A 15,248-nucleotide genomic window follows, 5' to 3' on the forward strand; every position below is an offset into this window, starting at 1 on the left:
TTGTTGATCTCCTCCAGCGGCCCGCCGCAGCGGGCAGGGTTGGATGCCGTTGCGGGCATCCGCTTCTTGCACCGACTTCTGCCGCACGCTGCGCGGCCGTAGTGCAAGCGGAGCTAATAATATCTATAAATGCAGAAAAATATTAATTACGCGCCGACGGGCTGCGATGAGATTTTTTTGACGTCGCGCCTTGCAAATCCTGGCGTGGCATTGATGCTATGCAGCAATTGCGTTCCGGCTGCGCACGGTTTTTACCGGCTTAGATTATTAATATTATTATCTTTGCGGGCATTAAAAAGCCGGGCGGGGCGGCCCGGCACGCTGCAACAATGTGGTGCTGCAGATCAGGGTTTGCGCAAATGGCTGCGCCGGCGGGCAAACACCGCCACCGCGCCTATGCCCAGCAAAGCCCATGTCGCTGGCTCCGGTACCGGGGTGATATTGAGCGCGTCCAGCAAATAGCCCTGGCCTTTAAAGCCGAATGACAGCGGTGTGAAGGCCAGGGTATCGACCGGCTGATCAAAGCCACTGCTGGCGTAATACCAGGCAAAGTCCGGATTGGCCGCGCCGAAATCGTAAGTGGCAGTGGCGATTTTGATGCCGTTGCGGTAACCATCGATTTGCAGACCGTCCGCGGCAAAGCCGTAGTAACCGTCGACCACCAGGGGAGCGACTTCGGCGCTGGCAAAAATAAACGGCGTGAGCCCGCGCAGGGTCTGCACCGGTCCACCCCAGTAAAAGTTATTCGACAGCGCCTGAGTACCGCTCGGAAACGGAACATAGTCGGCAGAGGCCGTCACCGTGCTGAAGAACCCGTCGATTTCCAGCCCCTGATAAGTGGCGGGCTGGCCCATGGTGCTGCCGGTATTGGGCGAAACAAAGTCACTGAAGGTAATCAGTTGCGCCTGCACCGAGGCGCTGGCGGCGCAGGCCAGCAGGCTGGCGATCAATAGCGGTTTCATGGGCGGGCTCCAGCAAGGTGACGCGGGCGGCGCTGACGTGCGCATAGCCCCACTGCGCCCAGCAATAACAGGGCCCAGGTTTCGGGTTCGGGCACGGCGGCGGCGGCGAGCGGGGCGGGCACGATGGGCGTCAAGCCCAGCTTGTCGATCAGCCAGCGCTGCCCCAGCCCGGACGAAACGATATCGATGCGTGTGAGCGCGCTACTTGCAAACGATGCAGCCAGCCAGTCAAACGAGGTACTGCTCAGGTTGAAGCTATCGCTGCCGACCAGGGTATTACCGTTGTAACCATTAAACGTAATGGTGGAACTGACAAACGCGCTGCCGCCGTAATCGGGGGTAAAGGCGGCCGCCTCGGCCCCGGTAAAATAAAACGTGCCGTGCGCGCCGGTGGTCTCGTCCGGCACGGTCATCAGGCTGAAGCTGGAATTGAAATATCTGGCGTTGATCAGGGCGTAGGGCGAGGACGGAAACGCCAGCGCGGCGCCATAAATACTGGCGTAATCCGCCTGCGAGATACTGTTGACCTGGGTGTAGTTGGTGTCCCAGAACTGACTATTGTTGCTGTCGTCCACGCCCGCCAGGATCGAGTAAACCTCGCCCAGCGGTGCCGCGCCTTGCAGATTATTGGGCTGGTCGGGAAACGTGAGCGCCTGCGCATAAGCGCCCAGGCACAACAACGCGCCGGCCATGAAGTGGGCCTTGAACATGTAAACCTCCTCGGTGGTTGCACACTGAGCGGGGGGTCTTTTTGTTCGGATAAGGCTGTTTGCTTGCGCAAAAATTTAAGTTTGAATTAAGTTTTGGGCAAGCAAAAACCTACCGGCGGCACCCGCGTAATGCGCTCGCTGCACGCGCGTTCGCTTTGCGGGTCAGCGACCCTGCGGCGGATTTACCATTTGGTCAGCTATGCAGGTTGCATAAACTACACACTCTGTTACCGATCATCGCCGCGCAACGGCCCAAAGCCGCCGTTTAAAACGAACCAGGGCTAATCGCAATCAACCGGGCAGAGCCTTTGTGCGTTAATACGTCGCCGTGCTCGCGGCCGCATCACCGTTATGCCCGCAATAACAAATAACTTGTGCCTGAGGACTTACCCCTTGTTGATCCATTCCACCGTTTATCGCGCAGTGGGCGCTCTGGCCATGAGCCTGGCGTTTGCGCTGCCTTCCGTGGCGCATGCCGACACGCTCGATACCATCAAAGCTTCGGGCGAAGTCAAAATCGGCTATCGCGAATCGTCGCTGCCGGTGTCCTATCTGCCCAAGGGCCAGACCGAGCCGACCGGCTTTGTGGTGGCACTGTGCAAACAGATCGTCGCGACCAATATCAGCGAAGCGGTCAAAAAGCCGGTCAAGATCAAATGGGTGCCGGTCACCGCGCAAAACCGGCTGACGCTGCTGAAAGACGGTTCGATTGATATGGAGTGCGGCTCGACCACCGTGACGCAAGATCGTCTGAAGCAGGTCGATTTTTCGCTGGTCACCTTTGTGACCACTTCGCGCATGGTCAGCCTGGCCAGCACCAATGCGGCCTCGCTCAAAGGCCTGGCAGGCAAGACGCTGGCCGTAAAGAAGGGCTCCAGCCACGTGGACCTGATCTCGCGCATGATCGCCAACGTCAAGGTCATGGAAGTGACCGATGCCAAACAAGGTATCGAAGCCGTCAATGCCGGCACCGCGCAGGCTTATCTGGACGATGAGGTGTTGATCCAGAGCGCGATCCGCAAAGCCGATCTGGATATCAAATCGTTTGCCTTCAGCACACCGTTTTCGGTTGAGCCGTACGGCATTGCCTTGCGCAAAAACGATGAAGCCTTTGGCAAGCTGGTTAACGCAGGGCTGCGTGGCACCTTTAACCGCTCTGAAAAAGCCATCGCCATGCTCGAAACCTATACCAACGAACTGGGCATTCCGGTCAACAACCTGACCCGTGATGCCATCCGTAGCCCGAGCAAATCACGCCAGTGCAGCTTGCTGGAACAAAGCGGCTGCTAAAGCAATAGTCCGCGCCGTGATCGACGGGCCGATCAGATCGTGTAATACGATTTGATCGGCCCGTTTTGCTTTCTGGTGGCTTGCGTTGCTGGAACGTTTTTATGCGATGCTTGCCCGAACCCTGAACGCCCCGTCGCAAGGACCCCGCGCATGAATGAATACGTAGAGCAAACCCGCCGTCTGTTGGCCATCGCCCAGACCGGCTTGCACTTTGCCACCGACAAATTTGATCAGCAGCGTTATCGCGAGATTGAACAGATTGCGCACGCGCAACTGGCGCAGTTGGCGGATCGCCCGACCGAACAGATCGAAAAACTGTTTGCGCACGAGGACGGCTATGCCAACCCCAAGCTCGATGTCCGTTGTGCGGTGTTTGACGCGCAGGGCCGGGTGCTGCTGGTGCGCGAGGCGGCCGAGGGCCTGTGGTCTTTGCCCGGCGGCTGGGCCGATGTCGGCTCCACCCCGGCCGAATGCGCCGCGCGTGAAGTGCTGGAAGAAAGCGGCTATCGCGTGCGCATTACGCGGCCGTTGGCAATCTGGGATATGCGCAAACATCCGCACGCGCCGCAGTTATTTCATATCTGGAAGCTGGTGTTCCTGGGAGAGATTGTGGAAGCGGGCGAGGGCGACGGGCTGGAAACTGACGGCGTCGGTTTTTTTGATCTGGCCGAACTGCCCGCGCTCTCGACCGGACGCATATTGCCGCAACAGTTGCAGCAACTGGCCGAATTGAGCCGTCTGGGCGGTGTGGTCTTCGATTAGTGCAGTGCAACATAGGGTTGACAGTACACCCGTGTTATCATTCATGCGTTGTAAGAATATGATCACATAGTCTGCATTTTGTTCTTACAGATATGGAAACTCAGATGTGGCAGTATCGCTGCCGTTTACAGGCATCGTCCCTGCCCACCCGTGAGAAGGTAACGCCCCATGAAACTCGCTGACGCCGCGCGCGGTAGAGACAACAACCTGAATCTGATCCGCCTGATTGCGGCATCGTTGGTCATGGTCAGCCATCAAGGCGCGATCGTGGGCGTTAACGCGGCGCCCGGCATGGATTGGCTGGGCATGACGTGTGGTTCGATTGCCGTCGATGTGTTCTTTTTGATCAGCGGCTTTCTGGTCACCGCCAGTTTGTTCAGTCGCCAGGATGTGGTCGATTTTTTCTGGGCGCGGGTGCTGCGCATCTATCCCGCATTGTGGGTCATGCTCGGGATTACCGTGCTGGTGATCGGCCCCGCGCTGGGCACCTTGTCGAGCGGTGCGTTTCTGAGCCATCCCATGACCTGGCAATACGTATTGCATAGCGGCACGCTGGTGGATGGCGTGGCGTTTTCGTTGCCGGGGCTGTTCAGCACGGTGCCTATGCACGATGTGGTTAACGGCTCGCTCTGGACCATGCCGTATGAACTACGCATGTATGGCGTGCTGGCCTTGCTCTGGGTGGTACTGATGGTGGCTGGTGCGCAGCGGCTGGCCCTGCTGCGGAAAGCGGTGGTGGTGTTTGGCGTGCTGGGCATGGCGTTCTATATCTTTATGCATTTCCATGCCATCGAGGCCGACAAGACCGCCAATCCCTTGTACCGCTTTTTTGCCTTGTTCTTTACCGGCGCTGCTTTCCAGGCGCTCAAGCAGCGCATTTATTTGTCCACGCCTGCCTTTGTTGGCGTGTGCGCGGTGTTGCTGCTGTCCTTGATCCACGTCGAATCGTTCTTTGTGGTGTATACGCTCAGCGTGGCCTATATCGTGTTTTACCTGGCCTATATACCTGGCGGCTTTATCCGCAAGTACAACGCCTTGGGCGATTACTCGTATGGCATCTATATCTACGGCTTTCTGATCCAGCAATGCGTGGTCGATCTGATTCCGGATATCAGCATGTACCAGGTCAATCTGGTGGCGTGGCCCATCACCCTGGTGTTGGCGGTGTTGTCCTGGCATTTGCTGGAACAACACGCGCTTAAACTGAAAACCCACTGCGTGCGTCTGAGCCGACGCGTGCTGGGGCGGCATGAGGCAACGGCCTGAATCTGGCCTGGCCGTGGCGTAGGGGCAGCACATCGCGGATAATCGCGGCCCTTGTCCGTGCTGAAGATGTTGCCGAATTCATGTTCCGATTTTTGTTTGCCCTATGCCTGGGCCTTGCCAGCGCGGCCCACGCCGCCCCTGCGCCGGTACGCTTTATCCTGACCTTCGACGATGGCCCCAGCTTGTGGCGCAGCGCGCCCACGGCGCGGATATTGCAGCAACTGCAAGACAATCCGGTGGTGCCGCAGATCAAAGCCGTGTTTTTTGTGCAGACTGCGCATCCTGATCACGGCGGCAGCGTGGCTGGCCAGGCGCTGGAACGGCAGAGTTGTGCGCAAGGCCATGTGCTTGGCGTGCATTCAGGTTCGCCGCGCGGGCATATTCCACATACGCTGATGGCGCCGGAAGAACTGCTGCAGTCGCTGCAGCAAGGCATCCGCGATATCGAGGCGCAATGCGGCACGCAAGCGGGCGTGGTGCGGCCGCCCGATTGGGAATTCAACGACAGCACGCTGGCCACTTATCGTCAGGCGGGCCTGGCCATGCTGCAGACCGATGTCAGCGCCAACGACGGCAAGATCTATGGCTGGAATATCAGCCTGCGTCGGCGCAGCCATATGCATGACTCGCTGGCCGTGGTGCTGCAGGCCTGGCAGGCCGGCAAATTGCCGGAGGTGGCCGGGGTTACGCCGGTGATTGTCGCTTTCCACGACGTCAACCCGTATACCGCCACACATATGACCGAGTACTTGCAGATTCTGGTGGAGGAGGCCAAAAACGTCGGCCTGCCGCTGGATGCCACCCCGTTCTATACCGATACCGCGCAATTACGCAGCGCCACACTGGCCCGCGCTAACGGGCCCGGTTATGTGTGCGAAGGCGCCTCGCGCAGCGTAACCTGGCGCGAGCGTCTGTTTGGCGCGCCCGCCTTGATGAAGAAAGGCTGCCTGCCTGACTAGCGTCTGGCCACCATCCGGCCCCGGCACGCACACCCACGGCGCGTGCCGGTCACCGGGGAGGTCGGCGTCTCCGGCATGGCCCACCCGCTGGACCCACCTTGCTAACAGCGGCTGAGCCATTGGTTTTCAAATGCGGGCTGTAGCGTGCGCTGTGCGGTTTCGATGTACTGGCTATGCGTGGCGCGGACGGTGACGCTGGCGTCGGCAGGCGGCGGCAGATTATTGATCAGTTGCACGATGGCCTGCAGGATGGTCTGCGCCTGGTGGTCAATAAAGTAGGTCAGATCGTATTGGTCGGTTTCGGTGTACTGATAAGCCAGACCATATTGTCTGGGCCGTGCCTTCAATTGCAGGCTGATCGAGATATAGCGAAACCAGCGGTAGCGCTGCTTGAGCACAAACCAATAGAACAAGGCGCGCGCGGTGCGGCCGTTGCCATCGCGAAACGGGTGCTCATACGCCAGCATAAAGTGCAACATCATCGCCTTGACCACGTGATCAATCTCCAGCCCGGTGGCGTTCAGCAGCTTGATGCTGTGATCGGTATTGGCAAAGTCGCACAAGGCCTTCAGCCGTGCGGGCAGCAGCCTGGCTGCGGTCGGGCGATAGCTGCCTTCCGGGTCGCCGACGTCGATGTCATCCGTGCTGCGTAACACGCCCGGTTGCACATCGTTGCCGTGAGTGCCCACGGTGGCGATGCGGTGCAGCCGCAATATCAACGCCAGGCTAAGCCGCTCATCGCGCAGTTGTTCTACTTCGCGCAGCAGCATCAGGTTGTTGAACACCATTTGTTCGTCTTCCGTGCTCGGGCTGCGGCCTTCGGCCAGCATTTGTTCGGCCTGGGCGCGTGTGGTGGCGGCGCCTTCAAGTTGCGCGCTGCTGATGGCTTCTTCTTCATCCCACGCCAGGTCAGCGTGATCGGCGGCCAGCGCGGGCCAGCGGATGTTTTCGTGGGCCACCAGTTGATTGATGCAGTTGATCCGCCAGAGCAAACGCGGGTGCAGGCACCAGGTAAAGGGCTGGCCGTTTTGCGCCCGCAAGGGCAACACCTGACTTTGCAAGGCCCGTTTGAAGCGGATGGCTTGCCACACGTCGCGCGCTTGCGCGCGCGGCAGCCGCCACTTGAGTTGGCACCATGGCAGATAGCGGCCCTGCGCATCAATGATCTGGTGCTGCGCCAGCCACTGCGGCCAGTCCGGCAGAGTCTGCAAGCGGGTTAGATCAAGCGGTGGTGCGGCTTCGACGCGGGGTTTGCTCATGCTGCGAGGGCCTCGGATTTCAGAAAGTGACGATGGTTCAGTCGCCAAAATAGCCCTGTCCCCCCGGGGCCGGTCAAAGGCATTACTGGGCTGGCACAAATAAAAAACCGGGTCCACTGAGGGTGGACCCGGTGATTACTGCAACAGCAAGTACCGTTGGTTTATGAGAGGCGTGCCCGCCTTACCAGCCGATGCCAAACACCATATGTTCCGGCGTGGGCGACATGATGGTCGAGCTTTGATCCGACACGTCGTCATAGGCAAAGCCGTACGCCAGACCGCCCACGCTGTGGCTATGCCAGAACTTCGCATAGAAGTTGGCCGGGGCCGCGCTATACCACGCGGACGGGGTGGCCCACTTGCTGCTGTCTTGCATGATGTGGCGGTTAAACGCCGCGCAAATCTGGGCTTCAAGGGCCAGCTCGACCGAATTGCCGGTGGCCAGCGTGCCTTTGCCTTCCAGAATGTCTTGCGTGGTGGGTTTGCTGACGTTGTACGTGCCACCCTGATACGCGCCGTTGCCCAGATTGACTTCGGTAAACACCAGCGTATTACCTTGCACGCGGCCGCTGAAGCGACGGCTGCCGCCCCACATGTCCACGGTAAGCGTGTTGCTGGTGTAGTAGGTCCACATCTGGTTTACATAGCTGTCAAAGTAGTTACCGTTGGCCTGACCGACATCGAACGTCGACTTGCCCGGCGCCATGATGCGCGGCAGGGCAGGGGTCGGCGTATGGAACTCGGCCGGGGTCTGGCTCACGTACTCGTTGTACAGCGCCGACACCGATTCGGTGATGCCGGTTTGAGCGTGGAATGTCTGGTTGGCGCCGTACACATCCAGCAGCAGCGGCACGCCGAATTCATCCACCTGGGTGGTGTTGATCCACAAACCCGTGGTGTTGTAGGTGAATTCATACCAGTCAAAGTTAACGGCGATATTGGGGTCGGTCGGGTTCAACGGATTGGGCCCGGCATAACCGATATTGCCGTTTACATCGCTCAGTACCTTCAGATAAACCGGTTCGCCCAGCGAGATGAAGACACGGCCGGAATCCATCTTCGGCAGTTTCAGCAACTTGCTTTGCGCCAGCGTGAAGGCGTAGTTGGGATAGTTGACGCCATTCTTGATCAGATGGCCGTTTGCATCGTTATCGGCCACTGCAGCATGGGTTAACGTTCCGTCCGGCTTCAGCCAACTGAACACGCCGCTGGCCGGATCGCGACCCAATACGGTCACATAGATCTGGTCATCGCGCCATGCGCCTTTGGTGTTGTTTTGCAGCTCGGTGCCCACAAAGCCCGGATAGACCGTGTACGCCGGATTGCTCGTACCCGTGCTGCCCGAATAGACCTCGAACTCCCACAAGGAATAGCCGTATTGCGTGGCGCGCTGCGTGCCATACATGCGCACATAACGGGCCGTGGTGCTGGCAAAGCTGAGGTCTTCCACGCCGCCTTTACCGGCGGTTTGGGTATAGACCGTGCTCCAGTTGGCCTCATCGTTCGAGGTCTGGATCTGATACGCCTTGCCGTATGCGGCTTCCCAGCGCAACACCACGCGGCCCACGGTTTGCACCGAACCCAGATCGACTTCAATCCAGCCCGGATCAACAAAGGCCGAACCCCAACGCGTGCCGCTGTTGCCATCGACGGCGTTAGTGCCCGCCAACGTGGCTGCGTTTTCGCTACCGCTGACTTTCACCACCTTGTTCAGCGCAAGATTGACGCTGGCATCGGCGGTGGTGGCGGCGGCCGTGCTCTGGCCGCTGCCCAGCGTGCTGCTGCTGGTGGCGGTGCTGGCCGGGGCGGTGCTGCTGCTGGACGATGTGCTGGTTTTGCTAGCGCTGACGCTGGTGGCTGCGCCGGTCTGGCTGGCGGGCCCGAACACCTGGAATTCCCACAGCGAGTATCCGTACTGCGTGCCGCGCGCCGTGCCATACATGCGCACGTAGCGGCCAGATACCGTGTTGAACGTCAGGGTTTCAGTACCCCCCGCGCCATTGGCCTGGGTGTACGCCGTGGTCCAGTTGACGTTGTCGGTCGAGACCTGAATCTGATAGGCCTTGCCGTACGCGGTTTCCCAGATCAAAACCACCTTGTTGATCGATTGCGTGCTGCCCAGATCGATCGTCACCCACGACGGGTCTACCACCAGCGAGGACCAACGGGTGGTGGTGTTGCCATCCGCCACATAGCTGGCATCCGAGAACGCCGGGTTTTCGTTGCTGCTGGCCGTGGCGGTATGGCCCAGCGCCAGGTTGGTGCTGCCGCTACCGCTGCCGCCAGTAACGGTTAACAAGGCCTGATTGCTGGTGGTCTTGTTGCCGCTGCTGTCGGTGACGATAACGGTAAACGCCGCGCCATTATCGGTGGCGGCAAGGGCGGGGGTGGTGTAGCTGGCGCTGGTCGCGCCATTGATCACCGCACCGTTCTTGAGCCACTGATAGGTCAACCCACTGCCCGAAGCCACCACGCTAAACGTGGCGGTCTGGCCCACTGCGGCGGTTTTAGCGGCCGGCTGCGTGGTAATGGCCGGGCCGCTGGCGGCGCCATACACCTCAAACTCAAACAAGGAATAGCCATATTGCGTGGCGCGCGCCGTGCCATACATGCGCACATAGCGGCCCGATACGGCGTTAAAGCGCAGGTCTTCCACACCACCCACACCGGCCGATTGCGTATAGGCCGTGGTCCAGTTGGTGTTATCGGTGGACACCTGAATCTGATAGGCCGTGGCGTATGCCGCTTCCCAACGCAGAATCACGTGGTTAACCGATTGCACCGAACCCAGGTCAACGCTGATCCAGCCCGGATCAACAAACGTCGAAGACCAACGGGTGTTGACCGCATCGCCATCGAATGCCGCGCTGGCCGGGTTGACCGTTGCGTTTTCGGTGCTGCTGGCGCTGGCCGGGCGGTTGAGCGCCAGGTTGACGGTACCGCTGCTGCCGCCACTGGTGACCGTCAGCGTCACCGTGCTGCTGGTGGTGCTGCCGCCCGCTGCATTCAACACCACAACCTTGTAGGTCGCGCCATTGTCTGCGGTGGTGGTAGCCGGCGTGTCATAGGCGCCGGTGGTGGTGGTAGCGACCAGGCCGCCGTTCTTGTACCACTGATAGCTGGTGGCACCCGATGCCGTCACCGTAAAGTGCGCGCTTGCGCCCACGGCCACCGTCAGACTGGTGGGTTGCGTGGTAATAGCCGGACCGGCAATCGAAGTCCCTTGCGTGCACAACGCCCATCCCGGGAAGTTGGTGGCCACGCCGATATTGGACGTACCCGTTGACGACACCCAGTACGCATACGTGCTGTCTTGCTCGTAGCTGGTGGAAGTCCACGTGTTCCATGCGGCCGGGAAGGCGCAAGTGGAGGCATTGGCGCCAGAAATCGCCAGCGCTTCGTCCTTGGTCGGCAGACGCCAGCCACCGCCCATATTGGCGCAGTAAGCCGTTGCCAGCGGTTGGGTAAATTGCGCACCCGAATCGCTGAGGGTGTACTGCTGGCGTTTCCAGGTCAGCCCGGTGACGTTGTCTTTCACGGTGGCCGGATCGATCACCGTATAACGCTCGCTGGCATTGCCGCAATTGGCGCCGTTGTACACCTCGAACTCGTACAGCGAATACCCGTATACGGTGCCGCGGGTCTTGCCATACATGCGGATATAACGTGCTTTCTGGGTGGGGAAGGTAAAGTCCTCGACGCCACCCGCGCCCGCATCCTGGCCGTAAACCTTGGTCCAGTTGGCGTTGTCGTTGGAAACCTGGATTTCGTACGACGAGGCAAAAGCGGCTTCCCAGCGCAGGATGACGCGGTTAAACGTCTGCACCGAGCCCAGATCAACTTCAAACCACGACGGATCAACAAACGCCGAGCCCCATTTGGTGGTGGCGTTGCCGTCCACCGCATTGCTGGCCGGGTTGCCGGCCTGGTTCTCGTAGCTGCTGGCGGTCGCCACCTTGTTCAGCGCCAGATTAACGCCCGGGGGCGCCATCTTCAGCGTGACGGCTGCGCTGGTGACGCTGCCGGCCAGGTTGGTGACGGTCACGCTGTAGCTGCCCGCGTCACTGTTTTGTACCGCAGCGATGCTGAAGGTGGCGCTATCACCGCCAATGGCCGCGCCATCTTTCATCCACTGATAGTGGAACGGTGCGGAACCTGCCGCCACCACGGTAAACGTCGCAGGTTGGCCGGGGATGGCCACCACGGGCGTCGGTTGCGTGGCAATGGTGGGTACACGCGCCGCGTTGACCGTCAGCCGTACTTGCGCCGAAGTCACCGCGTTGACCGGGTTGGTCACCGTCACCGAATACAAGGCGCCGTCATCGCTCAAGGCCAGGATCGGGGTGTCGTAGGTCGGGTTGGTGGCGCCCTGAATGGCGCTGCCGTTTTTCTTCCATTGGTAAGACAAGGTGGGCGAACCGCTGGCCGTGACGCTGAAATGCGCGCTCTGGCCCACATCCACCGATTGCGCGGCCGGGGCTGCGCTGAGCGTGGGCGCCGCAGCGGCAAATACCGACAACGCGGCGGCCGACGACGTTACCGTGCCCTGGCTGTTGGTAATGGCCACCGAATACGTCGCGCCATTATCGCCAGAGGTGGTGGCGGGCGTGTCATACGTTGCGCCCGTTGCGCCGCTGATGTTGCTGCCGTTTTTCTTCCACTGGAAGCTCAACGTGGCCGCACCCGTCGCCGTCACCGAGAAGTGCGCCGGTTGGCCCAGGGTGACCGACTGCGCCACGGGTTGCGCGATGATCACCGGCGCGCCTTGTACCGGCGTGGTGTGTGTCACCGGCTGCACCACAAAGGTGGTGGTACCCGTGGTCAGACCGTTGGCGCTGGCGCTGACCGTGACGGTGCCGGTGGTGAACTGCGTGCGCAGCGCCACCTTGGTCATGCCGCCTTCAGCTTGCAGTTCGTGATCGCCGGGCGAGTGGTACGTCAGCGCCTGGCCTGCCGTCACGTATTGCTGCGTGCCGCCCATATACGTCACCGGGCCGCTGACTGCAAACGTGATGTTGTTGCTGGCGGTGGGTACGACCACACCATTGGCGTCGGTGACGCGCGCTTCCACAAAGGCGGCATCCGAACCATTGGCGGTAGTGGCAAACGCAGTGCCATCCGGCTTGACCAGATTGGGCACAACGGTCAGCACGATTTTGGCAGCCGGGCCAGCGGTAGTTTTGCTGTCGGTGGCCACGACGTTGCCAAACGAATCCAGACACTGCGCCGTTACCGTACCCGATTGCCACGTCACGCCATCCCAATGCACCTGGAACGGCATTTTGGTGGTGTTTTGCGACAGGTCGGAACGGCTGTCGCTGTTCCACGAGTTAGGCGTCTGGTCTGCGCCTTGTACGGTGCCGTTAACCAGCAGGCGTACTTTGGGGCAGTTGCTGAACGCATTTACGCGGACGCTGCCGGAGCGGTTCCAGTGATGTGCCAGTGCGACCACGGGCTTGGTGGCGTACGGCGTCCACGCGGCCTTGTAGATGTAATACAGCAGCTTGGGAAAGCGGTTCTGATCCACCATCGACGCACCCAGCGAGCGCACGTTCGATTGCGGAATATTCAGCGCCGGGCCTTCGGCAAAGATGCTGCTTTCGCCCGGAGTATCCGCGAAATACCACTGCGCCATGCCGAAGGCGTTGACCGCGACGCCTTGCCGCCAGCTATCCAGAAAAGGCGCGGCAAAGGCCAGTTCAAAATCCCATGCGCCGCGCGCCGAACCGTTGCCCCAATATTCGGAGCCCCACGCCGGTTTGTTCGGATAGGTTTGTTTGGTCAGCACCTCGCAACCCTGGTTGGTACAACCGAGGATGTCGCCATTGGCCGGGTTGGGGGTGCGGTCCGCCTGCGCGCGCGTATTGATCGGGTCCCACACTTGCGACAGCGTCTTCAGGCTTTGCGCAAAGGTGGTATCGGTGGCGCCGTTATCGGCCTCCCACGCCAGAATCGACGGGTGGCTGCGGTCGCGCACGATCATTTCGCGGTGCAGTTCGGTCTTCAGGATCTGCTTGTTGCACGGCGGGGCGGTGCAGGCGTCGGCAAAGCCGTTTTCGCCATCCCCGCTGGGCTGCACGATAAACACGCCCAGCGCATCGGCAGCATCAACAAACTCGGGGCTGGAGCTGGAATGCCCAGGCCGCCACAGATTGCCGCCCATGGCTGCCATCTGTTGCAGATCGCGCCATTGCTGTTCTTCGGGCACCGAGGTGCCGAGCGCCGGATAGTCATAGCGCCCCGAACCGCCCCACAAAAAGTGGCGCTGCCCGTTGATCAGCGGAAAGTCCTTGTCCCACGTGATGGTGCGGATGCCCAGTGGGCTTTGTACCGCATCGACCACCGCGCCGTTGATGCTGACGGTGTGGAACACCTTGTACATATAGGGCTTGCCGTAGGGCGAATTGTTGGGATACCACAGCGTCGGGTTGGTCACCGTCAGCGTCTGGTCAAACAATTGCGGATGCAGGCCCGGCGCCACGTTGGCGGCCACGGTTTTATTGTCTTGCGCCGTAGCGACGACATTGCCGTTGGCGTCGACGATCTGCGTGGTCAGGGTGACCTGTTGCGCCGTCGTGCCTTCGTTGACCACGTTGGTCTGCACCTCGATCTGCGCCGAGGTGCTGCTGGCGCTGACGGTGGCCACGTACGTCCCCCACGTGCCCAGCCCCGCATACACGTTCTGCGGAATGTGCACCTTGTCGGTGATGTACATGTACACCGGCCGGAACAGGCCGGCATCGGACTGGCCAAAGCGGAACGCCTGCGAGAAGCCGGGCGAGGCAAACCAGTTGGCGTTTTTGGCGACGCGGATCGCCAGCACGTTATCGCTGCCGTCAAACTTCACATACGGCGTCAGATCAACCACCACGGGCAGGAAACCCACCACGTGCGTGGCTTGCGGGTTGAGCTGGCTGTTACCGGGCAAGAAGGTGCCGTTGATATACACCTGCACGCCGGTGTGTGCGCCTTCCAGTTCCACCAGCACCTTGCGCTGGGCGTATTGACTGCCCAGGGTAAAGTGCTTGCGATACCACTGCGTGTTACCGCTTAAAAAGCCTTCGCCACCACCTGATTCGGTGTTGATAAAGGTATCCAGCTGGTCGGCCGAATACGGCACGCCCACTGAAATCCAGCCGCTGTCATCAAAGCCCGGCTGATACGCCGTGGCCGGGTCTTGATCCTTGATGTATTTCCATGGCGTTTCGCCAAGATTGATGGTCACCCGCTCGGACGGGGCTAACGTCACCGCTTCTGCGGTTGGCGCTAACCCCGCGAGCACATAGACGGCAGTCAGGGCGGCGCAAAGCCGCCCCCATGCCCAGGCTCGATCGTGTTTCATGGACAACTCAGCTCCTCGTGTGATGGATCGGCATGGCCGAGCTGCGCCGGCCTTACCGGGGACTGCAAACAGCGCCATAGCCCCAACACCGGCGATGACTTGCCGCCCTAAATGCGGACGGCTGGAGTGCCGACAAAATGAAAGCGATTTCAAAATAGCGGTGTGGTCGCACCTACATGATTCGCCTTATCCAGCCTGGAATCGTGGCTGTATCAGGCCTTGAAGCGCGCCGTGCACCGCTGCGTAATCTGAAATCGATTTCACAAGCAGGCGTAACAAAGGCGTACAGCGAGCACGCCGGGCAAGCGCAGCCCGGCGCGCGCTGGCGCCCTGGTTTTGTGCGTTACTCGATACATAACGCTACATGACGGGGATTCTAGTGCAGGCTTTGCGCGTTTGTGGTCTCAGCGCGGTGCAGCAAAAATGCCTTTTCTGACAAATGGTTGAACCCGAAATTTGCTGCGCCGCGTCATTGCATGACGCCATGTGTCGATTTTGTGAAAGCGATTTCACAGTGCAGCCCGCATCAATCCTTGCTTTGGCGTGGATGGCAAATGCAGGGTGCGCGGCGATGCTGCATCAGCACCGACTTATGCAACCGTTTCGACGAAATGGTTTAAAAAGGTGGATTTTTCAGCCGGGCGGCGGGGCGGCTACAGACTCGGTTTGCGCCGCACACGCGCCATGCTGCGCCGTAC

The 15,248-nt window shown here is 60.3% G+C and carries 8 protein-coding genes; 4 read left to right on the forward strand and 4 right to left on the reverse strand.

Going from position 1 to position 15,248, the window contains the following annotated elements:
• Positions 1-344 precede the first annotated feature (344 nt).
• Positions 345-962 (reverse strand): PEP-CTERM sorting domain-containing protein, encoded by a 618-nt coding sequence (locus ACYQ1A_RS18545; RefSeq protein ID WP_062223424.1) that lies wholly within the window; start codon positions 960-962, stop codon positions 345-347.
• Positions 959-1,672, reverse strand: a complete 714-nt coding sequence (locus ACYQ1A_RS18550; protein ID WP_499364387.1) for a PEP-CTERM sorting domain-containing protein — start codon at positions 1,670-1,672, stop codon at positions 959-961. The genes ACYQ1A_RS18545 and ACYQ1A_RS18550 overlap by 4 nt, the downstream gene beginning before the upstream one ends.
• A 393-nt stretch (positions 1,673-2,065) precedes the next feature.
• Here ACYQ1A_RS18550 and ACYQ1A_RS18555 point away from each other — a divergent pair, with 393 nt between their 5' ends.
• The 4 genes from ACYQ1A_RS18555 (at position 2,066) to ACYQ1A_RS18570 (ending at position 5,949) form a co-directional block, all read left to right on the forward strand.
• Positions 2,066-2,962, forward strand: a complete 897-nt coding sequence (locus tag ACYQ1A_RS18555) for a transporter substrate-binding domain-containing protein (RefSeq protein WP_499364389.1) — start codon at positions 2,066-2,068, stop codon at positions 2,960-2,962.
• A 150-nt stretch (positions 2,963-3,112) separates the two neighbouring features.
• Complete coding sequence (locus ACYQ1A_RS18560; RefSeq protein ID WP_499364392.1) at positions 3,113-3,724, forward strand: NUDIX hydrolase; 612 nt, start codon at positions 3,113-3,115, stop codon at positions 3,722-3,724.
• A 168-nt stretch (positions 3,725-3,892) separates the two neighbouring features.
• Positions 3,893-4,990 carry an acyltransferase family protein gene (locus ACYQ1A_RS18565; RefSeq protein ID WP_499364394.1) on the forward strand — a complete coding sequence of 366 codons (1,098 nt, stop codon included), beginning with the start codon at positions 3,893-3,895 and terminating at the stop codon, positions 4,988-4,990.
• Positions 4,991-5,070: 80 nt separating this feature from the next.
• The gene (locus ACYQ1A_RS18570) at positions 5,071-5,949 is read left to right on the forward strand and encodes a polysaccharide deacetylase family protein (RefSeq protein ID WP_499364395.1); all 879 of its coding nucleotides are present in this window, start codon (positions 5,071-5,073) and stop codon (positions 5,947-5,949) included.
• 101 nt (positions 5,950-6,050) lie between these two features.
• On the opposite strand, the gene ACYQ1A_RS18575 is transcribed toward ACYQ1A_RS18570, so the two are convergent.
• Both ACYQ1A_RS18575 and ACYQ1A_RS18580 read right to left on the reverse strand, forming a co-directional pair.
• Positions 6,051-7,208 carry a Fic family protein gene (locus ACYQ1A_RS18575; RefSeq protein WP_499364398.1) on the reverse strand — a complete coding sequence of 386 codons (1,158 nt, stop codon included), beginning with the start codon at positions 7,206-7,208 and terminating at the stop codon, positions 6,051-6,053.
• 181 nt (positions 7,209-7,389) lie between these two features.
• Positions 7,390-14,550, reverse strand: coding sequence for a galactose-binding domain-containing protein (locus ACYQ1A_RS18580; protein ID WP_499364400.1), 7,161 nt, complete (start codon positions 14,548-14,550; stop codon positions 7,390-7,392).
• Positions 14,551-15,248: the final 698 nt, after the last annotated feature.

The sequence above is a fragment of the Silvimonas sp. JCM 19000 genome (genome assembly GCF_054652575.1).